The organism is Alkalimarinus coralli (assembly GCF_023650515.1).
GTDB classification, from domain to species: Bacteria; Pseudomonadota; Gammaproteobacteria; order Pseudomonadales; family Oleiphilaceae; genus Alkalimarinus; species Alkalimarinus coralli.
In genome coordinates, this window is sequence record NZ_CP096016.1 from 1,568,383 (window position 1) to 1,591,694 (window position 23,312).

The window sequence follows — 23,312 nt, forward strand, 5'->3', positions numbered from 1 at the left end:
TGATGATTTGAGTATCAGTGCGAATGGGTTTCACTCCATTGCTGACGACAGATATCAATAATCGCGTTTTTGGGTTCGGTACTAATATTTTCATCGCTATACGCCAGGCCAACAGTGCGAGATAAATCGATATCAGAAATCTCTTTAAGCACGATGTCTTTTCTGCTGATAAGTTGGGGTATGCTTGGGATAAGGGCTGAGCCTATACCTGCTCCTACAAGCCCTAAAGCATATTCGACTGTTTGTATGCGGGCTCTAACCTGAAATGCGGCTCCTTGTCTCGACATCACTTGCTCCAGAGAAGTAACGGCTTCGCAGGGAGTTCTGTATATGAATGCCAGGCCATTTAGGTCGCTGACTTGTAGTTCAGGTTTTAAGCTTAATGGATGTCCAATCGGAAGAGCCAGGTAATAGTGATCTCGCCATAGCGGTTGAAAATGCTCATTACTTTGTAAATATGCCGTTGTAATTATCCTGGCGTCGCAGTTTTCCTCCGGCTGAAGCAGTGTTAGTTCTATTTCATCGACTGCGTTGGCGAGCTCCTTTAACAGCGCACTCACCCGTTCAGCCCCAAGCGACCTGATAAGCCCAAGCCGAAAAGGAACCTTCTCTTTGGGCGTGCGAAAAAGATTATTGATCGCTTTAGCATCACTCAATAGCTTCTTGGCGAGGGGGTAGAGCGACTTGCCTGCCTCAGTAGGTATGACTCCTTTGGCTACTCTCACGAATAGCAATGAATCAAGCGAATCCTCAAGCTGATTAATAGCAGAAGAGATTGAAGGCTGCGCCACATAGCAGCGTTTAGACGCCGCAGTTATGCTGCCACTCTCATAAACCGAAACAAAGTACTTTAGTGACTTTAGATCCATAGGATATTCCTATATTAGCCAGAGATAATCAATATTATACCTTTAGTGATTTGTTGCATATTCTTTAATCAGATTAAGTTGATTGGCATTCAAAAATTCTTATTCAGTAAATCAATTCTATAGGTTGGACGAATTGAAAGGTTTCGACGAATAGCCCAGTTTCAATGAATAGAACAGTTTCGGAGATATAAATGAGTCAAAAAGCGTTTGATTGGCGTGATCCACTAAATATAGAAAGCCTGCTTACAGATGAAGAGCGAATGATAAGAGATACGGCTCATGAATATGCGCAGGATAAATTAATGAGTCGCGTATTGCAGGCAAATCGTGAGGAGCAATTTGACCGGGACATTATGACTGAACTTGGCGCGCTGGGCTTGTTAGGGGCAACACTGCCTGAAAAGTATGGTTGCGCCGGGGTCAATTATGTCAGTTATGGTCTTATCGCCAGAGAGATAGAGCGAGTTGATAGCGGGTACCGCTCTGCTATGAGCGTTCAGTCATCGTTGGTGATGCACCCTATTTATAGCTATGGCTCGGAAGACCAAAAGAACCGGTATCTCCCCAAATTGGCAAGCGGTGAGTGGGTTGGCTGCTTTGGGTTGACTGAGCCTGATGCGGGGTCTGACCCCGGCAGTATGAGGACAAGAGCAGAAAAAGTTAACGGCGGATATCGCTTAACCGGCGCCAAGATGTGGATTACCAATTCACCCATTGCCGACGTATTTGTGGTATGGGCAAAACTGGATGGCATTATTCGCGGGTTTATCTTGGAGCGAGGAATGGAAGGTCTGAGTGCGCCGAAAATAGAAGGCAAGTTTTCACTGCGCGCCTCTATTACGGGTGAAATTGTCATGGATAACGTGTTTGTCTCTGATGAACAAATTTTACCTGATGCAGCCGGTTTGAAAGGGCCTTTTGGGTGTTTGAACAAAGCGCGTTACGGTATTTCGTGGGGAGCATTAGGTGCTGCGGAGTTTTGTTGGCACGCCGCCAGACAATATGCCTTAGAGCGTATTCAATTTAATCGCCCGCTGGCTGCAACACAGCTTGTTCAGAAAAAACTCGCTGATATGCAAACAGAGATTACTATTGGCCTGATTAGCTGCCTGCAAGCGGGGCGGTTGATGGATGATGATTTATTGCCCCCAGAAACAATTTCCATGATCAAAAGAAACTCATGCGGAAAGGCGTTGGATATTGCTCGCACATCAAGAGATATGCATGGAGGGAACGGAATATCGGATGAATATCATGTTATCAGGCATGTTATGAACCTCGAAGCGGTGAATACCTATGAAGGAACCCACGATGTTCACGCACTGATTCTAGGGCGTGCACAAACCGGGATTCAAGCATTTTTCTGATCTAGCCAGATCGAACTGAATAGTGAACAGACTATAAATGCCAGGTTGCAGTGGGGGGCTATATGCAAAGCAGGGCTGATATCATTGATGAAAATTTTGTCAGGCGAGTGCAGGATAACGACCTGCCCGTAGTCTCACCGGGCACAGCGCATCAAAGTTCCGGCCTATTGAAGCACGAGCTGGTTGACCTGTTTGAATCTCAGCTTATGAGCAGGCATTTGGATTTTCACTCACGGCGCTTACAAGCAAGGGGAGAGAGCTTTTATACCATTGGCAGCGCTGGTCATGAAGGGAATGCCGCGTGCGGAAAGGTATTCCGCTATACCGATATGGCCTTTCTTCACTACCGAAGCGCAGCGCTGATGCTTCAAAGAAGCAAACAGCTGCCTGGCCAGACGCCGCTCTATGATATGATGCTGTCGTTTGCGGCCTCATCAGACGACCCTATATCAGGTGGCCGCCACAAAGTACTCGGCAGCCTACCGCTTAACATTCCTCCTCAAACAAGTACCATTGCCTCTCATCTACCCAAGGCTGTAGGCACTGCGTTTAGCATCCCGCTTTCAGGCAGTAAAAAAAATAACGTTGATGCAGTGTTACCCGCTGACAGTGTTATCGTCTGTAATTTCGGTGATGCCTCAGCTAATCATTCGACCGCACAAGGGGCGATTAATGCGGCATCCTGGGCCTCGTTTCAAGGCGCGCCGCTGCCAATTGTATTCATCTGTGAAGATAACGGAATAGGAATATCAACAACAACCCCAAAAGGGTGGATAGCCGCAAGTTTTTCTAACAGACCTGGGCTTCACTACGTTTACTGCAATGGGCTGAACCTTATTGAAACCTACGCAACAATGAAGAAGGCAGAGCATATTGCCAGAGACCTGAAAAAGCCGGTTTTTGTGCACATGAAGACCGTTCGGTTAATGGGACATGCAGGGTCTGATGCCGAAATTGCTTACCGTTCGCAAAAACAGATTGAAGAGACGGAATCTAATGACCCGCTGCTTTGGACTGCTTCGATACTGACACGAAGCCATATCTTGACCAATACGGACGTGGTTGACTTATATTGCTCAATCGCTGAACGGGTGATACGCGTTGGAGAGTTCGCCATTAAAAGACCGAAGCTCAACACAATATCCCAGGTGGTTAGTTCACTGGCCCCGAAGCGAAAGCGTGTTGCCTCACAAATGGGCATAACCAAACCAGAGTTCGAGTCTCTTTTTTATCGGGATAAAACGCTTTTGGGTAAACCTCAGCCCATGGGTCGACTGATTAACTGGACCTTAAAGGAACAGATGGAGGTGCGGAGAAATATAGTTGTCTGCGGAGAAGATGTGGCGGCAAAGGGTGGGGTATACCATGTAACCCATGGGTTAGTTGAGAGCTTTGGCCCAAGCCGGGTTATTAATACCCTGCTGGATGAACAGAGTATTTTGGGGTTATCAATAGGTTTGGCTCACAATGGCTTTTTGCCGATTGCTGAAGTCCAGTTTCTTGCCTATGTGCATAATGCTGAAGATCAGATCAGGGGAGAGGCTGCGACGCTGTCATTTTTCTCAAATGGTCAATATAGCAATCCAATGGTGATTAGAGTGGCTGGTCTTGGCTATCAAAAAGGGTTTGGAGGCCATTTTCATAACGACAACTCGTTGGCTGTATTCAGAGATATTCCGGGGGTCGTTATCGCGTGCCCATCGAACGGAAACGATGCGTCAAAAATGCTGCGTAGCTGCATTAAGTTTGCCTGGGAGCAAAAACGCGTGGTGATCTTTGTTGAGCCTATAGCCCTCTATATGACGCGTGATTTGCACGAAGAAGGAGATGGAGAATGGAGCCACGTATTCGAACCCGCGCTGTCAGGTGATGCCGCTAACCTTGACAGCGATACCCTTGAAAGCGATACCTTCGAACGAATAGACGTAGGCCAAATTGGCATTCACATTGAACGTAATAAGCGTGCTGATAACCATAGTGAGACCGCTGACGGCGCCAGAAGAAGTATCGTCATCATTAGTTATGCTAATGGTTACTATCTATCACGCAGGGCATCGAAAATACTAAGTGAAAGGTATAACGTTTTCGTTAAAGTAATTGATCTTCGATGGCTGTCAGAAATAGACGAGGCGACTTTAATTAGCGAAGCAGAGCGTTTTGAAAATATTTTAGTTGTAGATGAATGCCGTAAAACAGGCTCGTTAAGTGAAGGGCTAATGACACTGCTGATGGAAAATATCGGGCGCACTATCAATAACCCGAGTGTTTCTAACTTAGGTAAAAAACCAGATGCTAAGTCAGGCTTTAAAAACGGCTCTAAGGCTGGCGTGAGAATAGAAAGGCTGACGGGTGATGACTGTTTTGTTGCGTTAGGGAGGGCGTCTACACTTGGCATGCCAACACATGATGAGATCGTTAACAAGTCTTTATCCATGATATCAGAAGGTCACACTCAACAGATAAACAACCCATACTCTAATGCTATTGAGGTAACGCCATAATGAAAGAAAAAGTGGTTGTCGTATGTTCAGGTAGAGGAACCTACAATAAAGAAGAACTGGGCTATTTGAGCCGCTATCATTCAAAAAAAACATCGATGATCGAAACCATTGATGAACATCGGGCTGAAAAAGAGCAGATACCTATCACCCAGCTTGATGAAATGACTCAATTCAATTTGAAAAAGCATACCGCAGGCGAAAACGCATCAGCACTTATCTACGCTTGCGCACTCGGTGACTTTTACGATATTGATCGAGACCGTTATGACATCGTTGCCGTCACCGGAAACTCCATGGGTTGGTATATTGCCCTCCGTTGTGCAGAAGTACTAACCGATACGGGGGCTATTAATCTAATAAATACCATGGGGTCGATGATGCAGAACGGCATTATTGGGGGGCAGGTCATTTACCCGGTAATTGATGACAACTGGCAATATGATGAACAAAAAGCCGCCCACTTAAACCAGGTGGTTAAGGATATTAAAGGTCGCCCGGGCTGCGAACTGTATCTCTCAATCGATTTAGGCGGCTATCGGGTGCTGGGGGGCAATGAGCCCGCACTGCGTTTACTGGATTCATCTCTGACCCGCGTACAAGACCGGTTCCCGATGCGGCTATATAATCATGCGGCGTTTCATACACCTTTGCTGCATAGTGTGTCAGAACAGGCTAAACAGTCATTATCTCAATCTTTATTTAACACGCCTTCTATACCGTTGATTGATGGTAAAGGAAAAATATGGCAACCGAAGTGCTTTGATCTTGCAGAAATCTATGAATATACACTGGGTGCACAGGTGATAGAGCCATACTATTTCGGACGAGCGGTGGAAATTGCGGTGAAAGAGTTTGCACCTGACAAGGTCATCGTAACGGGGCCGGGGTCAAACCTTGGCGCGAGTGTGGCGCAAAAGTTGGTACAACTAAAATGGGATGGCATGGACAGTAAAAACGCATTTGCTGAACGGCAAATGCAACACCCGTATGTGATCTCAATGGGGCGAGAGAGTGAAAGGGCACTGGTTGTCCGGTAGTAAGCAACCAGTGCGATCAACTCAACTATGCCTGGTTACGGCGGTATTCCAGTTTATTTTCGTTGAATACAATCTCTGATCGACCGGCTAACCAGTCCCGGTCGTAAGGAGAGATATAATAAATTGCAAACACAAATACGTAAAAAGCGCCGAATAGATAAGAGTATGAGAATGTCGCTATTCCGATAAACAGTATGCTCATAATCTGTAAATAGGTTTGAAGCTCGCTCACATCCGCAGAGGACGTTTGTTTTAGCGCCCTAAATAGTAAATATAATTTGGTGCCTACAAATACCGTTAAGGTAAATACGACAAACAAAATTATAGTTTGGGTATTTAAGCCACTGATAAGAAAATTTGCTATTGAAAACAATAACGAGACTTGCACCAGGCGGATGGGTGTTTTGTCGCTTAGATCCATTGCTATTCCCCTCTACGAATTTACGAATGGCACTTAACTTAAGGCATAAAGACCCAGCTCTGTCATTTACGCGCAGGCGGAAATCCATTTGGAACGGAGTTTACACCCCTATGGATCCCCGCATTCGCGAGGATGACTAGCTTAAGTAACACCATTGATCTCTCTTACCTTCTTTTAGCCTATCCATAATGTAGTCCATAGTGGCTCAATTAGGGAGTTAAAAATTAGTAATAAACTGTAACTCACATGAGGCTTTAGCCAGAAAAATCTTGGTATAATAATTGATCGTATTTTGACGTTGCAAACTGTCGTTCAGCTTGAATAGCAGGTTAGTGCAGCATGACTATTTTGTAGGATCAATTTTTGTAGGAACTATTTTGAACTGGTCTATTGATAACTTATCGCCTCAACGTGCCTGTCATTCATCTACCTGTACCGAAATCACTGAAACGGACATAAAGGCGTCAATGCTGGCATCTGCCGATTACGCATTATCGATGTTGGAAGAGAGTATTCATGATGACGCACTTTACTGCTTGTTTGAATGGAGTGACGAGCAGTCCTTATTATCTATCTCGGTGACCGATCACAGTAAAACAAATGATGGTAAACATACCGTTAAAGTCCACTTTAAAGGCATTAAACAAGCGGCTATTGAAGAGCAAACTGAGACGATAAAGTTCTGGCTTCGAGATCACTTGACGACCAGCGCTGACTTTATGAAATTCTCACTGGTTGCAGGCTTTAGCCGCGATGGTCGCCAAACTGTAGAGCTGATGTAGTTAGGCCAGTAAAGACAAGGTTAACTCCAAAGAGCCGATAGCATATTGCTGATCGGCTCTTTGATGTTTTCGACAAACACAGTAAAAATAATGTGCGCTAGCTATGCGTAATCATAAGGCCCGCCAGTTTCCAGAGCCTTCTGATAGGCAGGTCTTGCGTGAATTCGTTGCACATAGGCCTTAATGTTTGGGTATTTATCTGCGACACCTGAGGCAACGCTTGCTTCCAACGGGAAACTCATCTGTAAATCTGCACCGGTTAATTTATTGCCGGCAAACCATGCGTTGTTAGCCAAGTGGTTATCTATGAAGGTTAAGTTGTCTCTGATATTAGGGCCGACATACGACGCCATCACTTTTTTTGAGATCATTTTTGCAATGGGCTTGGCAAATATGGGCATTGGGCCTGATTTAACTTTGTCGAACACCAGTTTTAAAAGCAATTGTGGCATGAGAGAGCCTTCTGCAAAGTGGAGCCAGTAGATATACTCCCTGTGCTCTGCGGTGCCCGAACTGAGGGTTAGCTCGCCATCCCCGTATTTTCCTACCAGATACTCAATAATTGCCCCAGACTCTGCAACGGTAACTCCGTTATCTGTAATAACCGGTGATTTGCCTAGCGGGTGGACTTTTTTTAGGCTTTCCGGCGCGAGGCTGGTCTTTTTATTCCGTTCGTACCGTTTAACCTCATAGGGAACGTTAAGCTCTTCCAGTGCCCACAGAATTCGTTGAGATCGTGAGTTTTCCAAATGATGAACAATTACCATGGTATCTCCTTAAAGGTTTTTGACTCCGCAGTGACGGACGAAAAGCCGCGGGCCGCATATCTTTATAGTTTTAAAGTGTATAGAGGTTACCACTATTATTCGAATAAATTGCTTTTATGGTATGCCATAAATACAGATTATGCAGAAGAGGGAGACTTGTAATGTGGCTCGATGTAACGACAGTTAAAAAAATTGAGCACTCAATCATATATTCGTTGACTCCAAATTAAATGACACTATACTGTACGAATAAACAGTATAAGCAAACAACATAAATTAAACGGTAGGGGAAGACGTTATGAACATATCAATGGATGGCGACACTATTTGCGTAAGAATGCCTGTTAATCAACAAGTTGTAGCATTTTATTACAAGCGTGTGGGAAGTGAATGGGTAAAGTATAAGCGTGAACCCATCTTAACTGTTCATTAATCGGCACACTTGGATGGCGAACCCTGTCTGATTAAACAACAAACTGTGTCGTTTTTGACACTTTATACTCTCAGGTTCTAGCTTTACTATTGCTTGGCAAGTGTTACCTATAATTGGTGCAGCAAACAGTAATAAGGCCTTTTAGATGAGTGCAGAAAAAGAATTAATTGAAAAGTTTTACCGCGCATTTCAGCAGCGGGATTATCAGACCATGGCAAACTGCTATCACCCTGATGCTAAATTCGAGGATGAAGCATTTAAGCTACAAGGGAATGAAATTGCTGCAATGTGGCACATGCTATGTGAGCGAGGCACTGATTTGGAGTTATCATTCTCTGTGTCTGAGCAGTCAGGCAAGGTCTCTGCGCATTGGGAACCCCGTTATACGTTTAGTCAAACTGGGCGGAAAGTGCACAATATTATCGATGCAGAGTTTGAATTTAAAGACGGCAAAATCATAAAGCATAGAGACCAGTTTAATTTCTGGCGCTGGAGCCGCCAGGCCCTTGGCACGCCAGGGTTATTGCTAGGCTGGAGTTCAATGCTGCAAAACAAGGTGAGCCAGATGGCGAATAAATCGCTACGCAGCTTTATGAAAAAGGCTTGAAACGGTCGTTAACCAATGATTAGCGCAGCAAACTGCGCCGTTAAGCACAGCTTGTCTCATTAGTAATGAGGTTTTCGATTATAAAAAGCCGGTCTTGTCCCCACACGGCCGTATTGTGGTATTTGAAACTGGGTACGCCCCAGAGCCCTAACGCGTACATCTCTTGCAAATTTTGCTCAGCCCACGTCCTCCAGCTTTGATTGTTCAACAGCGGCTTTGCCTCTTCCCAATCCAAATGACAGGCAGACAGTATCTGCCTGATGCCTTTATCTGTGTCAGATCGCACGCCTTGGCTATTTACAGCCCGGGCATATGCCAGTAAGTAGTCAACGGCTTTGCCTTTGCTTTCAGCATATTTGAATAGTGCATAACAGCGTTCTACGCCAGCGCCTAAGGGGTCTGCCACATATCCATAGTCTATACCGTACTTTTTGGCTTCACGTTTTGTATCGTAAAAAATGTACATTTTTTTTGTCTTAGGTACTGAAAGGCCGCGCATAAGCATTGGCAACACAGGTTTAACAATCAGTTCGATATTATAATGCTTAGCCAGTGCGACAGCGCGCTCTAACCCTAAGTGAGAGTAGGGGCTTCTGATTGAAAAGTAGAGTGTTAGAGGCTTGGTTGCATGTGCCAAATTTTGCGCGCGAGTTGTGGGCTTACAGAATTCGTTATAAGTGCGGTTGTAACGAATAATGGGGTCAATAAGCGTCGATAAGCCTAGTTTATTGGCGCGTTTTTCAAGGTGATCCAGGCGATCAACACCCCAGTACCATTCGCCGCCATAATGAATCATGGCACTCATATAGTGCCCAAGGTGGTTAAGTCGCGCTTCGTTTTTGGTCACTTGGGAGGCTACATCGACAGACTGAAACTCGGACGTATCAGTGAACCAATACTGCTGGAAAATATCATTGATTTTACCTAATGCCAGATCTGAACTTTCAATGTTAACCAGTTGATTTGTAAAGTTTCGTATCTCTCCATCTGACTTCGATAGAGGTGAGCCGGGGAAGTTAAGCCCGTAAAGCTGTGAAAGACTCCGGGCGTCGTTGAAGGCATTGGCCTGCCACATTTCGAATTCAGGGAACATCTCAGGGTTTAGGGTGTACACAGTGTTAAACCTGAACCTCAACACATAACGCTGTGCCAACTCTTGTAAAGCTTGTACAAGAACGAAACTATATGGGTCATTAATGTGTAAAAACACATCAGCGATATGAGGCTTGTTTAATAACCTTCGCTTGCTCTCGTTTATTGATCTACGAAAATTTAACAGTGTATCGCTCGATACCGCGTGTGCAACATGGGGCATTAAATACTGTTTCAAGCCAGTGTTCCTTTTTTTCTTTTTTATCTTTTTTTACTTTTTATATTACTGCGACCAATAAAAACATCTAAATGATGTTTAATCTACTTTACCTATTTCCTTATGAGAAAACACTGTTACTATGATTGGATTACCTGATAGTTTTTTATAGATGACTCGTTGTAAGTCTTGAGCATCTAATTTACAGAGGCGGAGTGTTTTATGGTTGATTGGTTAGATGCCAATGTTCTTTACTGGCATTGGTTGGTTTTTGGAATATTGCTCGCAGGGGCGGAGATTTTTGCCCCCAGTTTTTTTCTACTTTGGCTTGGTGTGAGTGCTGTTTTGGTCGGCGCAATAGGTTATTTTATCAACCTTACGTTTAGTGGCGAAATAATATTATGGGGGATATTTTCGTTAGCCAGCCTTATTATATGGTTCAAATTAATAGCCCCTTCAATGAAGAACAAGTCTTTATCTGGTATGAGCCGAGAGGCCCTTATAGGGCAAGAGGGCACCATTACCGAATTTAATCAGAGCGTTTCAAAAGGGCGGTTGCGCTTTTCAGCGCCGATTGTCGGCAATGATGAATGGGGTTTCAGGTGCGAAGAAATGCTAAACGTTGGCGATAGGGCTGTAGTGACTGACGTTAGTGGTAATGACTTAATTGTAAGAAAGAAATAAACACGGGAGTGAGTTAAATGGAAATTATTATTGTCTCGGCAGTTGCCGTTGGTTTAGTACTTATTACCATCGCTAAAGGCGTGCGTTTGGTTCCTCAAGGCGAAAAGTATGTTGTTCAGCGCTTGGGCAAATTTTACCAAACCTTAAACCCCGGCCTTAATTTTGTAATTCCTTACGTTGATACCGTTGCCTATAAGGTTACAACAAAAGATATTGTGCTTGATATCCCGTCGCAAGAAGTGATTACAGAAGACAACGCGGTGATTTTGGCTAACGCAGTCGCTTACATTAATATTTTAAGCCCGGAAAAGGCCGTTTATGGTGTTGAAAACTACCAGATAGCGATTCAAAACCTTATCCAGACCACCCTTAGGGCGATTATTGGTGAAATGCGACTTGATGCAGCGCTTTCATCGCGTGATCATATAAAAACGCGTTTGAAAGATGGCATCTCTGATGATATCGCTGACTGGGGCATTACGTTAAAAAACGTCGAGATTCAAGATATCAACCCAAGCGAAACCATGCAGGCGTCTATGGAAGAACAGGCTGCAGCCGAACGCCAGCGCAGGGCGGCAGTAACCCGAGCAGAGGGTGAAAAACAGGCGACAATATTGGAAGCCGAAGGGCGTTTAGAAGCATCGAAAAAAGATGCTGAAGCTCAAATTGTATTGGCGAAGGCATCGGGCCGATCAATAGAGCTGGTGACGCAAGCTATTAAGGAAGACGAACTGCCAGTCATGTATCTGCTTGGCGAGAAATATATCGACTCTATCAAAACCCTATCGAACTCTGAAAATGCCAAGACAGTTGTTTACCCCGCTGACTTGGTTGGTACGGTAAAAGGCCTGGTGAACAAAGTTAAGTAGTCGCTGTATTCTGGTTCGTGACCAAGAATGGATGACGCTCTCTGCGAGCATCATCCATTTTGTGTTTCTAGCCGTTCAAACAGTTATGGCAATTAAGTTGAATAGAGAGTGGTTAACAGACCAAAGAGTTTTGGCCAGCGCTGCCTTCTAGTATCAATCTGCTTTATATTAATGCTGATCTTGCTTCGCTATAGCAAGCGTCTTACAAACTACATTGCCAGGTGAGCCTGAGCATTAAATGGAATTATGAACTTACTAAACCAACAAACGGCCTTTGTTACATCACTGATAGACGAGCATGCCCCTCAAGATACCCTGCAGTTAGGGTTAGGGAATCTTGATCTCACGCTTTCAATTTGTCAATCACTCAATAAAATCGAAAATGCAGTACTAACGCTTATCACACCCAGCGTTTCTCAGCACTCAAGTTTTATGAAAGAGATGAACAAGCTCAAACTTGGCCTGTTAAATGATCTGGTAGAACTGATAAGAACGCCCGCCGACGAAGTACTTCCAGACTTCTACTTTCAGAACAGAACCGTCGATTTAGCAATCATCAATGAAAGTGGGCCGTTTGATCAGGCCTTAGTGGCTTTTTACTACGTTGATAAAATGCTGGTGTCACGAGGTACAGTGATCATAAATGATGCCGATACACCGGTAATGAAAAAGTTGTGCCGCTACCTGATAACCGAGCGCGGCTACACATTTCAGAAAGCGCTGGAAAACCCCAAAAAAGCCCCTCTTATTACACGGTTGTTGCGTAGCCAATTTAACCGTGCCCCTGGTTTTATTAAAGAGACGGCTAAAATAATCTTTAACTCCGAGCTGCTAATGCCAGATGAAGAAATTGGGCTACAGTGTTCTATCGTCGCGTTGACTAAACGAGTTGAAGAAGGTGATATCGAAATGGACTTTGATACACTGCTTGAATCAATCATAAACGAATAGGCTTGTGGGTAGCGAAGGGGAGGGCTCCAAAAGTGGCACAAGAAATTAACTGTTGGAAGTGTGGACACCGTTTAGAAAACTTAATACTGCATCTTTCCCGTAGAGAAGAGTGCGCGAACTGTGGGGCAGACCAGCATGTGTGCAAACTATGTAAAGAGTACAACCCAAGCGTATCACAAGCCTGTAACGAAGACTTGGCAGAAGAAGTAACCGATAAGGAATCAGCCAATTTCTGTGACTATTTTTCACCCAATCCACATGCATACACAGCCAGTCAACAATCAAAAAAACGGCAAGCCGAGGACGAGTTAGCCAGGCTGTTTGGTGAAGAGCCGGTCACCAGTGAAACGGAAACCGAAGAAACGAACGAGACCAAAAGCCAAAAAGCGCTGTCAGAGCTAGAAGCGCTGTTTGGAGGCAAAGCACCTGATAAGTAACAGGCTGAGAGAGTTTTTGAGACTATTCCCGAAAACTCTTTTAAATGTAGTGAAAAATTGTTCTATAAAACACTTTAATTAGATTATTTAACATCTTGAAAAATATGAATAAGATGTGTTTTTGATGTTTCTGGGAAGCTTCTCGTTTACTAATGAAAAAATATTTAGGAAAAAGCTCTAATTTACTGTTTTTATGGAATAAAAGTGCTAGAGTGAAATAAAATTATTTGGAGTTTCTGGGAATAGAATTTCTGGGAAGCTTCCCATGAATTAGCTGTTAAATTCGCCAGGCAAAGCCTGGGGAAGACCTATCAATGATCTCGCACGCATAGAATAAGTACTGTAAATAAAAACAGTATAATGTTATAACTTCGTTTATGGAAACGAAGACTCTACAAGGACTGTTGGAGCAGCACTTACCTAAAGTGCGGGAACATATAAAGCTCCCGGTGTATCAACATAAAGCGTTGGATCGCCTTTCCGTTTGTCGCACACAAGCGCTGGGAGGGCATACCCAGTATTGTCCCAATGGTCATGTTAATGGCATTTGGTATAACTCCTGTAAACATCGAGCTTGCCCGCAATGCCAAGGACTTGCAAGTGAAGAGTGGCTTCGTAATACCCAATCCATCCTATTGAACTGCCCGCATCACCACGTCATCTTCACCATCCCTGAAGCCCTGAATAAACTCTGGCAATATAACCGCGAGTTTATGACAGGGGTCTTGTTTAAGGCAGTGCAGGAAACACTCCGTGAATTCGCTAATGACCCAAAATACTTGGGGGCAACGCCGGGTATACTGTCAGTTCTTCATACCTGGGGGAGAAACTTATCACTACACCCGCACATACATGTGTTGATCAGTCATGGTGGTTTAGATGCCAAAGGTCAGTGGGTTGAGCCAAAGAAGGGTAGTCTCTTTCCTCAAAAACCAGTGATGATGGTATTTAGAGGTAAGTTATTGGCAACACTTAAGAAAGCGCTAGAGCAAGAAAAGCTGGTTTTACCTAAGGGCGAAATGACTCATAAAGTAAAAGCGATGCTAAATCAGCAGGGGCGAAAAGATTGGGTGGTACATTTTTGTAAACGCTACGACCATGCTAGAGGTGTCGCCAAGTATCTTGCACGATATGTTAAAGGAGGGCCCTTTCGAAACCAGCAGATTAAATCGACTAATGAAAGCCACCTGACATTCAGCTATCAATCACACCAGACAGGACGAAAGGAAAAGCTGACGATCAGCTACGAAGCGTTTGTTCAGCGTTTTATGCAGCACATACCTTTACCCCGAAAGCAAAGTACAAGATACAGTGGCCTTTATACATCAGTACAAAGAGAAAAACTAAACGTAGCACGCAAACAATTACGGCAAAAGCCGGTGCCGAAGAGATTAGAGCTGGACTGGAGTAGCTACCTCGAAGAAAAAGGATTTAGACCCGCATGCAGTACCTGCGGTTTACCGATCTACCATGGAGAGGCAATAGAAAAATTAAAACAGATTCATTGATAATAAGAGACATAGCCGTTGATAGCTATGGGGTTAGTCGTGCCCGATAAAAAGAGATTGACGAAACAGGCGTCTAGCATGCACACTCAAAAACAGGTTAAAAGGCAGCAGAAGAGATGTTGTGGTAATGAAAAAATAGATCAAACCACCATAGATCAGGAAGGGGAAGCGTCGAATTCCGGAGCTGTGAATTTAACAAGGTGATGCAACGACCTCACTCGGGATAGAACGGTGCTGGTCGTTTTTTTAGGGGCCGAGTAAGGTCGATGATCAAAGCGTTATATGTATGGAGAAAGCATTGCATATTAAGTCATCTGTTAAAATACTTGGTGTGGTTTGTGCCCTAGTAGCAGTTTTTTTTACCGCAGCGTTGTTTATTACTTTGTCTAAAGGTGGGCAAAGTGGCATTGCTTTCGCTGTCTGCTTGATATTATTGGCAGTATTTAGTGGAGTGTACAAAGATATTTTGTATTCTCTCAAATGTCCTATTTGCAACCAAAAAGCGGGAATTACTATGTCACAAAAAAGGTGGGCATACTTTCCTCGAGAGTGTGTAAGCTGTGGCCAAAAAATCAACTAAACATATAATCGGGTAGCCGAGGGTCTCTAACCCTCAGCCCCCACAACACCCTGCATGCGGGTCCGCACAGGGCGTTTCACTCAGGATAGTGAAGCTTAATCCAACCATCACGTAACGAGTAAAGCCCCTGAGATTTCAGGTAATCCAGAGATAAAGCCTGATTGATCCCTGGGGTCTTAGCGCTACGCCATGGGCCTTTGCTGGTAATGCCACACGCGACTGCGGCCTGGACATGAACACCTAGCCTCATCAAGTTTCTTACCTTGGTTCGTGGCTTTCGCCACTGTCGCCAATAAGCCATTCTCACTCTGCGTCGAATCCAATGATCCAGATCGACACAAAGTTGATAGCAATTGGCGATACCAAAGTAATTAATCCAGCCTCGTAAGTACTGGCTGATTTTGAAGAGTTGGTATTTCATCGACACGCCCCAGTTACGGTTCGTTAGTTGCCGTACTTGCTGCTTAAATTTCAGCAGCGTTTTCGGGTGCCATTGAATGCGTCCTCCTTTGAAGGTAAACCCTAAGAATTTGCTTTCACTGGTTTTAACGACATGGCTTTTGGTCGTATTAACGACTAATTTCAAACGGCGTTGCAGGTATCCACTGATACTCCGAAGAACCCGTTCGCCAGCACGCTCACTCTTCACTAAAATCGTAAAGTCGTCAGCATAACGAGCGAACTGGTGGCCTCGTTTCTCTAGTTCTTTGTCTAGCGGGTCGAGCATGATGTTAGCGAGTAACGGCGATAATGGCCCGCCTTGCGGAACACCTTCTTGACTCTCACTATAGAGCTGGTTATCGCCATTCAATTTTAAGGTCAGCCCAGCTCGGAGGTAACACTTAATCAATTTGAGAAGACGCTTGTCCCTTACTTTGTAGCCAAGGTGCGTCATCAATAAATCGTGGTTAACTCGATCAAAGAACTTAGACAGGTCAACATCAACAGCAAAGCGGCGTCCCGTTTTGATGATGCCTTGAACCTGCTTAACCGCTTGTTGCCCATTACGATTTGGACGAAACCCGAAACTATTGTTCGAAAAGTCTGGGTCGAAAATGGGTGTTAGGACTTGGGCAATGGCTTGCTGAATAACACGGTCTGTGACCGTGGGAATCCCTAATTGCCGTTTACCGCCATCTGGTTTATCGATTTCAACACGCCTGACCGGAGAGGGTGAGTATTGACCTGTTTCGAGATCAGTTGTCACCTTAATCCAGTTGCCTGCTTTAACCCAAGCGGGGAACTCATCGATGGTCATACCATCAATGCCAGCGGCCCCTTTATTAGCTCGAACGCGTTTCCATGCTGCCTGAAAGTTCTCAGGGCGTAGTACTTGTTCAAGTAGATTTTCGCTAAAGGCTGGCTTCATACCAGTACGCTGAGTCACGTCTTCACCGGTCGGTGTTCGTGTATTCAAGTCTGACAAGGCTCCTCCTTTATTCAACTAAGTGTTCAGGCCTTCACCATGTCCCATCCATTACGATGGGCGTTGGGCTACTATGCCGTCTGCTGACTTCTGCTTAATCACCCACAAGGTTACCCCTGCTGGCGCTATCGGTTTTCATCTAGTTCGCTCTCTTTGGTTGATGAGTCCAAAGAGCCAAGGCACTTCTATACCAGAGCCTTACTGGTTATTGACCGATCGCTTGTTAAGCAGATCTCCCCAGATAAGAACATGAACTTTCCCTGCGCAACTGCATCATTTACGGTGGCCGTTAGATCACATGGCTTCGTCGTCTTGTGCCAACTCGCCTTCAGCCTACGCCTCATATGATGTTCTTGTTCATCAGCTCGCAGTTTTGCTAGCGGCTTCCTTCAGACCAAACCTCGCGGTTAAGCCCTTGCCATTCGCTAGTAGTTAGCATCTAATAACGATATTAATCGCTAAGGATGGTGACCTTCCTACAGAGGACTTTCACCTCATTAGTTCATGCCCATGCTGGGCGTACATCGGGTAGCCGAGGGTCTCTAACCCTCAGCCCCCACAACACCCTGCATGCGGGTCCGCACAGGGCGTTTCACTCAGGATAGTGAAGCTTAATCCAACCATCACGTAACGAGTAAAGCCCCTGAGATTTCAGGTAATCCAGAGATAAAGCCTGATTGATCCCTGGGGTCTTAGCGCTACGCCATGGGCCTTTGCTGGTAATGCCACACGCGACTGCGGCCTGGACATGAACACCTAGCCTCATCAAGTTTCTTACCTTGGTTCGTGGCTTTCGCCACTGTCGCCAATAAGCCATTCTCACTCTGCGTCGAATCCAATGATCCAGATCGACACAAAGTTGATAGCAATTGGCGATACCAAAGTAATTAATCCAGCCTCGTAAGTACTGGCTGATTTTGAAGAGTTGGTATTTCATCGACACGCCCCAGTTACGGTTCGTTAGTTGCCGTACTTGCTGCTTAAATTTCAGCAGCGTTTTCGGGTGCCATTGAATGCGTCCTCCTTTGAAGGTAAACCCTAAGAATTTGCTTTCACTGGTTTTAACGACATGGCTTTTGGTCGTATTAACGACTAATTTCAAACGGCGTTGCAGGTATCCACTGATACTCCGAAGAACCCGTTCGCCAGCACGCTCACTCTTCACTAAAATCGTAAAGTCGTCAGCATAACGAGCGAACTGGTGGCCTCGTTTCTCTAGTTCTTTGTCTAGCGGGTCGAGCATGATGTTAGCGAGTAACGGCGATAATGGCCCGCCTTGCGGAACACCTTCTTGACTCTCACTATAGAGCTGGTTATCGCCATTCAATTTTAAGGTCAGCCCAGCTCGGAGGTAACACTTAATCAATTTGAGAAGACGCTTGTCCCTTACTTTGTAGCCAAGGTGCGTCATCAATAAATCGTGGTTAACTCGATCAAAGAACTTAGACAGGTCAACATCAACAGCAAAGCGGCGTCCCGTTTTGATGATGCCTTGAACCTGCTTAACCGCTTGTTGCCCATTACGATTTGGACGAAACCCGAAACTATTGTTCGAAAAGTCTGGGTCGAAAATGGGTGTTAGGACTTGGGCAATGGCTTGCTGAATAACACGGTCTGTGACCGTGGGAATCCCTAATTGCCGTTTACCGCCATCTGGTTTATCGATTTCAACACGCCTGACCGGAGAGGGTGAGTATTGACCTGTTTCGAGATCAGTTGTCACCTTAATCCAGTTGCCTGCTTTAACCCAAGCGGGGAACTCATCGATGGTCATACCATCAATGCCAGCGGCCCCTTTATTAGCTCGAACGCGTTTCCATGCTGCCTGAAAGTTCTCAGGGCGTAGTACTTGTTCAAGTAGATTTTCGCTAAAGGCTGGCTTCATACCAGTACGCTGAGTCACGTCTTCACCGGTCGGTGTTCGTGTATTCAAGTCTGACAAGGCTCCTCCTTTATTCAACTAAGTGTTCAGGCCTTCACCATGTCCCATCCATTACGATGGGCGTTGGGCTACTATGCCGTCTGCTGACTTCTGCTTAATCACCCACAAGGTTACCCCTGCTGGCGCTATCGGTTTTCATCTAGTTCGCTCTCTTTGGTTGATGAGTCCAAAGAGCCAAGGCACTTCTATACCAGAGCCTTACTGGTTATTGACCGATCGCTTGTTAAGCAGATCTCCCCAGATAAGAACATGAACTTTCCCTGCGCAACTGCATCATTTACGGTGGCCGTTAGATCACATGGCTTCGTCGTCTTGTGCCAACTCGCCTTCAGCCTACGCCTCATATGATGTTCTTGTTCATCAGCTCGCAGTTTTGCTAGCGGCTTCCTTCAGACCAAACCTCGCGGTTAAGCCCTTGCCATTCGCTAATAGTTAGCATCTAATAACGATATTAATCGCTAAAGGATGGTGATCTTCCTATAGAGGACTTCCACCTCATTAGTTCATGCCCATGCTGGGCGTACACAAGGGCATGCACCGGATGTTGTTTAGCTGCCGCCTTTTGCGCGTGGACAAGCCACTTTGCGCAAAAGACGGTAGCTAAACAACACGCGGTGATGCAGGCGTTATAACTTTACAAGGAGGTGCACTCATGCTCACTAAGCATCACAAAGAACTTTACGATTCGTTCTATGAAGCTACTCATGCAAATGAGCATTTAGACACCAAAACAGAGGTGCTAGTTGGTTTAGCCGCTGCAATGGGAATGAACTGCGAACCATGTACTAAATACTATCTTCATCAAGCCAAAAAAGCAGGTGTGAAGAAGGGTGAAGTATCAGAAGTTATAGCAAAAGTAATGGCTGTTGCCGCAGGGCAAAAGAAACTACAAGCGCAACAAGTCATTGAAGAGCATAAAATTGATTTAAGCTCGTTCAAATGACCAATTATAACCAGTCAATCAATGATCGCCCTTCGGGCTGGACCTCCAACCGCTACGCGGCTTCCGGCCCATTATTGAGGCGTTAAATGGTATACAGCATGAGCGAACCGAAACTTATTGAAGATATTACAGTTAATGACCTGAAGGCTCATCGTTGGTGTTTATATCACAATGATGATGAAGGATATGATTGTTTTGAACATGTCATTCCTGACTCACATAAGCACTTCTCTCATCATGTTATTGAGCTTGAATTAGCTGAGTTCCAATTTAATAACGGGGAAATTGCTTTCGGTTATTACAATGGAACAAATTTTTGTGTTCTTCTTAATGGGGAATTATTAATGTTTTGGTTTGGTGTAGCAAAACCATCAGATAAAGACATTGAAAAAACCAGACAACTACTATCAAGCAATAACTTGGAGTTACCTGTCGAGGCCAGAGCTAAGTGGTCTAATGAAACAAAACTATTTAAAGGCCTTCAATATATTGAAAATGGCAATATTGCCGAAATAAACATTTAACCAGTAGCTGCAACGGATTCCGTATATTTGTCACTTTTTATGCAAAGAGCCGCATAAAAACCGCCAAACATACTACTCCGTTGAGCAAGGCGTTAGAATTTAGAAAAGAGAATCATAAATGCAAGGTTATGTGTATATCCTATCGAACCCTTCTATCCCAGAATTGTTAAAAATAGGGTATACAACAACTAGTCTCAAACAGAGAATTCAGGAACTTTCTAGTAGCACAGGTGTAGCAGAGCCATTTCACCTTGAGGGTTACTGTGAATCAGTTGACCCAGTTGACGACGAGAGGGTTATTCATCAACAATTAGATAGTTATCGTTATTCAAAAAATCGAGAGTTTTTTAAAATATCAGTTTTAAAAGCTTCACGAACACTTGAATTTGTATGTAAGACTAAGGCATCTTTTTCTTTACCTTCAAATAAGAATCGTCTAAAAACAGATGCTACAACAATAAAAGCTTCAGCGTCGAGCCTATTTAGCAACCAAAAGAGCCTTTATGTAAAAAAGATATTAACCGATTTGCCAAAGGTCAACTATAGAAAAAATGGTGAAAATAATGACTCCTATATTATCTATGGTTGGAGCCCTTTTGAAAGTAAGCGGTAATTAATTCACACCTTGCGGTAACGTTTCGTTCATGAGCAAAGTCGTTAGGTCCTGATTCCATGGCAGCAGTGCCTCCACGTCATTGACGTTTGCGACTAACGGTAACTGGGTAAACAGCTGCTTGAGATAAGCATAAGGCTCCAGTCCATTCGCTTTGGCTGTTTCGATAACACTATAAATTCGGGCGCTGGTATGGGCTCCTTTCGGGGTATCACTAAACAACCAGTTTTTACGCCCCACTACGAACGGGCGAATAGCATTTTCCGCAACATTGTTATCGATCTGTAGTTGGCCATCGTCTAAATATATGGTCAAGCGCGACCAGTATTTATCCATATAATGCAGGGCCTTTCCCAGTAAAGTGGTCGGTGGCACCGTCGAGACAGTTTTGTCTAACCATTTTCGAAGCTTGTCTATTACCGGTTTCGCTTTTTCCTGTCGCATTTGATAGCGGGTTTCCGGTTTCGCACTTTTATAAGCCCGTTCAAGTCCATACAGTTTACCGATCATGTCGATGGCAACATCAGCTTTTCCTCTGGTCTTGACTTTATTTTTAGGTTGCGCTTTTTTTGCTTCCATAAACTTGCGCCTAGCATGCGCCATACAGCAGAGCTGGGTAATACCTGGTTGTGACGCGACGGCATTATAGCCCTCATAACCATCGGTATGCAGGTAGCCTTGATAGCCGGACAACAGGCGCAGAGGTACCTGACCGGAACGACTCTGATCATAATCAAACAGGACAATACGTTGTTGTGGTGGCCCCGCAACCTGGACCCACATATAGGATTGACTACTGGCAGGTTTGTCCGGTTCTTTAAGAACCTTAACCACCGTTTCATCGCAATGAATGACGGGGCTCTCAAGCAATCGGTCACGCATTAGATTGATCAGTGGTTGCAGTAACTCACTGACACGGGTCATCCAGTTCGCTAGTGTCTGCCGAGGAAGGTGAATGCCTACACGATTGAACATGCCTTCTTGTCTGTAAAGCGGTAACGCATCCTGATACTTTGAGACCGCAACATGAGCCAACAATCCCGCACTGGCGTTGCTCTTTGGGATTGGTTGAGCTGGCTTGGTGGCTATTTTGATATTCCCCTCGCAGGCCTTGCAGGCATACTTTTTCTGAATATGCTGCAGTACGCGGATTTTGGCAGGAATGATATCAAGCTGTTCCGATGTTTCTTCACCCATTTCCGTGAGTTGACAGCCACAAGGACATTGAAGCTCAGATTCAGGAAGATCATAGATTACTTTAACGCGAGGCAGTTCAGACGGTAATGGTTTACGGCCACGAGTCTTGGCTTTAGTTTTAGTTTCAGAACTTGGGGTAGCTTCCGCATCGAGTTCAATAATAGGATCTTCTGCGGCTGCTTCAGCCTCATCAAAGAGTTCACCCTGACCCGGCGCTTTCTCGCTTTGCGAGGCAAATTTACGATGTAGGAACAGACGCCACTGCTCCTCTAGATGCTCCACACGAGCCTGCTTTTTATCCAACAGCACTTGTTGCTCTTGTACTAAAGCCTTAAGGCTTTCAACGTCGTCAGGTAGGTTGTCCGGGGTGATTTTCATGCCTGGTATTATACCCAAAATCGCTTAGATAACCGACTGATAATTCAGGGTTTGGTGAGGTCTATTGTTCCAAAGATCAAAGCCGTCCAGCAGCCAATTTAGCTCCTGGCCTGTCAGGTTAATAACATCTTCCCCCAGTTTTTTAGGCCACTTAAATCGCTCTTTATCCAAGCGCTTGTACCAGAGACAGAATCCATTACGCTCCCAGTACAGTATCTTAATTTTATCTCGCTGACGATTGCAGAACACAAATAGGGCTTCCTCGAATGGGTTCAGGTTCATCTCAGCCTCCACCAAAACTGCCAACCCATTGATTGATTTACGGAAGTCCACTGGCTCTCTATGCAGATAGACGGTAACCGACGAGTTATCAGGTCTCATCATAACAGCGGGCTACCCATCGTCATTTGTAATCTGAACTTGCCCCAGACAACAGAGCAAGAAAAAACGGGGGGTGGTTGCTTGCGAGGGACAGACTTTTGCGGAAGCGTGACGGTGGCTTTTGCAAAAGCAGCTGATGACGGCTCTGTTCGAATAACGCCCTTGCGTCGAAGCTCGTGTTTATAGCTATGAAACTGTGATACTTTTAAGTCATGTTGATCACAGTAGACCGGAGCTGTTAGTTTCTGCTGCTCACATTGTTGGATGTGATTGAGCCAGTAAGTTTGTTTCTCTGTTAATGCTGGTTTGCTCATGGTTTACCCCATCATTGGTGAGGTTTGAGCGTAATTGAACATCTGAGCTGATGTTAGATGGGGTTTATTGATCGCTTACTTTTGAAACCACAAAGGCTGTTGGAAAAGTGGGCAACCGGTTCCATGGTTTATTGAGCACAATAGATAATACAATTTATCCAAACCATGAGGGATTTAACTTACTTGAAAGTACGCTTTTGCCTGTTAAAAATTTCTGTAGAAAACACAGGTGTTCTTTAGCAAAAAGAACTATTGGCTATGAGCTTTATGGGCCCAAAAAATTGGTAAGAATCGATTTAAATTCCCCAGACTTATTTACTAAGGTAAGGCTAGTCGAAATAGTTTATAGAGTTATATCATTAGAAAAAACATTATTAATTCAATCAAACGACAATAAAGAAAAATTCTAATCGGGTAGCCGAGGGTCTCTAACCCTCAGCCCCCACAACACCCTGCATGCGGGTCCGCACAG

General features: G+C 44.7%; 23 protein-coding genes. 14 read left to right on the top strand and 9 right to left on the bottom strand.

Annotation, left to right across the window (positions count from 1 at the left end; genetic code table 11):
* Positions 1–14: 14 nt before the first annotated feature.
* Positions 15–869 carry a LysR family transcriptional regulator gene (locus tag MY523_RS06940; protein WP_250658066.1) on the bottom strand — a complete coding sequence of 285 codons (855 nt, stop codon included), beginning with the start codon at positions 867–869 and terminating at the stop codon, positions 15–17.
* 191 nt (positions 870–1,060) lie between these two features.
* Between MY523_RS06940 and MY523_RS06945 the strand changes: the two genes are divergently transcribed.
* The 3 genes from MY523_RS06945 (at position 1,061) to MY523_RS06955 (ending at position 5,774) form a co-directional block, all read left to right on the top strand.
* Positions 1,061–2,236 (top strand): acyl-CoA dehydrogenase, encoded by a 1,176-nt coding sequence (locus MY523_RS06945; protein WP_250658067.1) that lies wholly within the window; start codon positions 1,061–1,063, stop codon positions 2,234–2,236.
* 62 nt (positions 2,237–2,298) lie between these two features.
* Positions 2,299–4,737 (top strand): thiamine pyrophosphate-dependent enzyme, encoded by a 2,439-nt coding sequence (locus MY523_RS06950; protein WP_250658068.1) that lies wholly within the window; start codon positions 2,299–2,301, stop codon positions 4,735–4,737.
* The gene (locus MY523_RS06955) at positions 4,737–5,774 is read left to right on the top strand and encodes an ACP S-malonyltransferase (protein ID WP_250658069.1); all 1,038 of its coding nucleotides are present in this window, start codon (positions 4,737–4,739) and stop codon (positions 5,772–5,774) included. The genes MY523_RS06950 and MY523_RS06955 overlap by 1 nt, the downstream gene beginning before the upstream one ends.
* Positions 5,775–5,799: 25 nt before the next feature.
* Here the strand turns inward: MY523_RS06955 and MY523_RS06960 are convergent, their stop codons facing one another.
* A complete protein-coding gene (locus MY523_RS06960) occupies positions 5,800–6,195 on the bottom strand; it encodes a hypothetical protein (protein WP_250658070.1) in 396 nt (131 codons plus the stop codon).
* A 377-nt stretch (positions 6,196–6,572) separates the two neighbouring features.
* Here MY523_RS06960 and MY523_RS06965 point away from each other — a divergent pair, with 377 nt between their 5' ends.
* A complete protein-coding gene (locus MY523_RS06965) occupies positions 6,573–6,977 on the top strand; it encodes a hypothetical protein (protein WP_250658071.1) in 405 nt (134 codons plus the stop codon).
* 101 nt (positions 6,978–7,078) lie between these two features.
* On the opposite strand, the gene MY523_RS06970 is transcribed toward MY523_RS06965, so the two are convergent.
* A complete protein-coding gene (locus tag MY523_RS06970) occupies positions 7,079–7,744 on the bottom strand; it encodes a glutathione S-transferase family protein (RefSeq protein WP_250658072.1) in 666 nt (221 codons plus the stop codon).
* Between the two features lie 298 nt (positions 7,745–8,042).
* Here MY523_RS06970 and MY523_RS21800 point away from each other — a divergent pair, with 298 nt between their 5' ends.
* Both MY523_RS21800 and MY523_RS06975 read left to right on the top strand, forming a co-directional pair.
* Positions 8,043–8,177, top strand: coding sequence for a hypothetical protein (locus MY523_RS21800; protein ID WP_256469610.1), 135 nt, complete (start codon positions 8,043–8,045; stop codon positions 8,175–8,177).
* A 145-nt stretch (positions 8,178–8,322) separates the two neighbouring features.
* Positions 8,323–8,784, top strand: coding sequence for a nuclear transport factor 2 family protein (locus tag MY523_RS06975; RefSeq protein ID WP_250658073.1), 462 nt, complete (start codon positions 8,323–8,325; stop codon positions 8,782–8,784).
* 40 nt (positions 8,785–8,824) lie between these two features.
* Here the strand turns inward: MY523_RS06975 and MY523_RS06980 are convergent, their stop codons facing one another.
* Positions 8,825–10,114: a DsbA family protein gene (locus tag MY523_RS06980; protein ID WP_250658074.1), complete on the bottom strand. Its 1,290-nt coding sequence runs from the start codon at positions 10,112–10,114 to the stop codon at positions 8,825–8,827.
* Positions 10,115–10,315: 201 nt separating this feature from the next.
* On the opposite strand from MY523_RS06980, the gene MY523_RS06985 reads away from it, so the two are divergent.
* The 5 genes from MY523_RS06985 to MY523_RS07005 all read left to right on the top strand — a co-directional run bounded on the left by MY523_RS06985 (position 10,316) and on the right by MY523_RS07005 (position 14,542).
* Positions 10,316–10,777, top strand: coding sequence for an NfeD family protein (locus MY523_RS06985; protein WP_250658075.1), 462 nt, complete (start codon positions 10,316–10,318; stop codon positions 10,775–10,777).
* Between the two features lie 17 nt (positions 10,778–10,794).
* Positions 10,795–11,646 (top strand): SPFH domain-containing protein, encoded by an 852-nt coding sequence (locus MY523_RS06990; RefSeq protein WP_250658076.1) that lies wholly within the window; start codon positions 10,795–10,797, stop codon positions 11,644–11,646.
* A 246-nt stretch (positions 11,647–11,892) separates the two neighbouring features.
* Positions 11,893–12,597, top strand: a complete 705-nt coding sequence (locus MY523_RS06995; protein WP_250658077.1) for a hypothetical protein — start codon at positions 11,893–11,895, stop codon at positions 12,595–12,597.
* A gap of 32 nt (positions 12,598–12,629) precedes the next feature.
* Positions 12,630–13,034: a hypothetical protein gene (locus tag MY523_RS07000; protein WP_250658078.1), complete on the top strand. Its 405-nt coding sequence runs from the start codon at positions 12,630–12,632 to the stop codon at positions 13,032–13,034.
* Positions 13,035–13,411: 377 nt separating this feature from the next.
* On the top strand, positions 13,412–14,542 hold the full coding sequence (locus MY523_RS07005; RefSeq protein ID WP_250655473.1) for an IS91 family transposase: 1,131 nt from the start codon (positions 13,412–13,414) through the stop codon (positions 14,540–14,542).
* Positions 14,543–15,198: 656 nt separating this feature from the next.
* On the opposite strand, the gene ltrA (MY523_RS07010) is transcribed toward MY523_RS07005, so the two are convergent.
* Together ltrA (MY523_RS07010) and ltrA (MY523_RS07015) are read right to left on the bottom strand one after the other, a co-directional pair.
* Positions 15,199–16,491 (bottom strand): group II intron reverse transcriptase/maturase, encoded by a 1,293-nt coding sequence (ltrA, locus tag MY523_RS07010; protein ID WP_370301520.1) that lies wholly within the window; start codon positions 16,489–16,491, stop codon positions 15,199–15,201.
* Positions 16,492–17,140: 649 nt separating this feature from the next.
* Entirely contained in the window at positions 17,141–18,433 is a 1,293-nt protein-coding gene (gene ltrA / locus MY523_RS07015) for a group II intron reverse transcriptase/maturase (RefSeq protein ID WP_370301520.1), read from the bottom strand.
* A 709-nt stretch (positions 18,434–19,142) separates the two neighbouring features.
* On the opposite strand from ltrA (MY523_RS07015), the gene MY523_RS07020 reads away from it, so the two are divergent.
* From MY523_RS07020 to MY523_RS07030, 3 genes are all read left to right on the top strand, one after another.
* Complete coding sequence (locus tag MY523_RS07020) at positions 19,143–19,433, top strand: carboxymuconolactone decarboxylase family protein (RefSeq protein WP_250658079.1); 291 nt, start codon at positions 19,143–19,145, stop codon at positions 19,431–19,433.
* A gap of 98 nt (positions 19,434–19,531) precedes the next feature.
* Positions 19,532–19,957 carry a hypothetical protein gene (locus tag MY523_RS07025; RefSeq protein WP_250658080.1) on the top strand — a complete coding sequence of 142 codons (426 nt, stop codon included), beginning with the start codon at positions 19,532–19,534 and terminating at the stop codon, positions 19,955–19,957.
* Positions 19,958–20,075: 118 nt separating this feature from the next.
* Positions 20,076–20,570: a GIY-YIG nuclease family protein gene (locus MY523_RS07030; RefSeq protein ID WP_250658081.1), complete on the top strand. Its 495-nt coding sequence runs from the start codon at positions 20,076–20,078 to the stop codon at positions 20,568–20,570.
* On the opposite strand, the gene tnpC is transcribed toward MY523_RS07030, so the two are convergent.
* Genes tnpC through tnpA form a run of 3 tightly spaced genes read right to left on the bottom strand, consistent with a single transcriptional unit; the run spans position 20,571 to position 22,840 of the window.
* The gene (gene tnpC / locus MY523_RS07035) at positions 20,571–22,145 is read right to left on the bottom strand and encodes an IS66 family transposase (RefSeq protein WP_250655122.1); all 1,575 of its coding nucleotides are present in this window, start codon (positions 22,143–22,145) and stop codon (positions 20,571–20,573) included.
* A 24-nt stretch (positions 22,146–22,169) separates the two neighbouring features.
* Positions 22,170–22,529 carry an IS66 family insertion sequence element accessory protein TnpB gene (gene tnpB / locus MY523_RS07040; RefSeq protein WP_250655121.1) on the bottom strand — a complete coding sequence of 120 codons (360 nt, stop codon included), beginning with the start codon at positions 22,527–22,529 and terminating at the stop codon, positions 22,170–22,172.
* Positions 22,526–22,840, bottom strand: coding sequence for an IS66 family insertion sequence element accessory protein TnpA (tnpA, locus tag MY523_RS07045; RefSeq protein WP_250655120.1), 315 nt, complete (start codon positions 22,838–22,840; stop codon positions 22,526–22,528). Before tnpA ends, tnpB begins: the two co-directional genes overlap by 4 nt.
* Between the last annotated feature and the right edge of the window lie 472 nt (positions 22,841–23,312).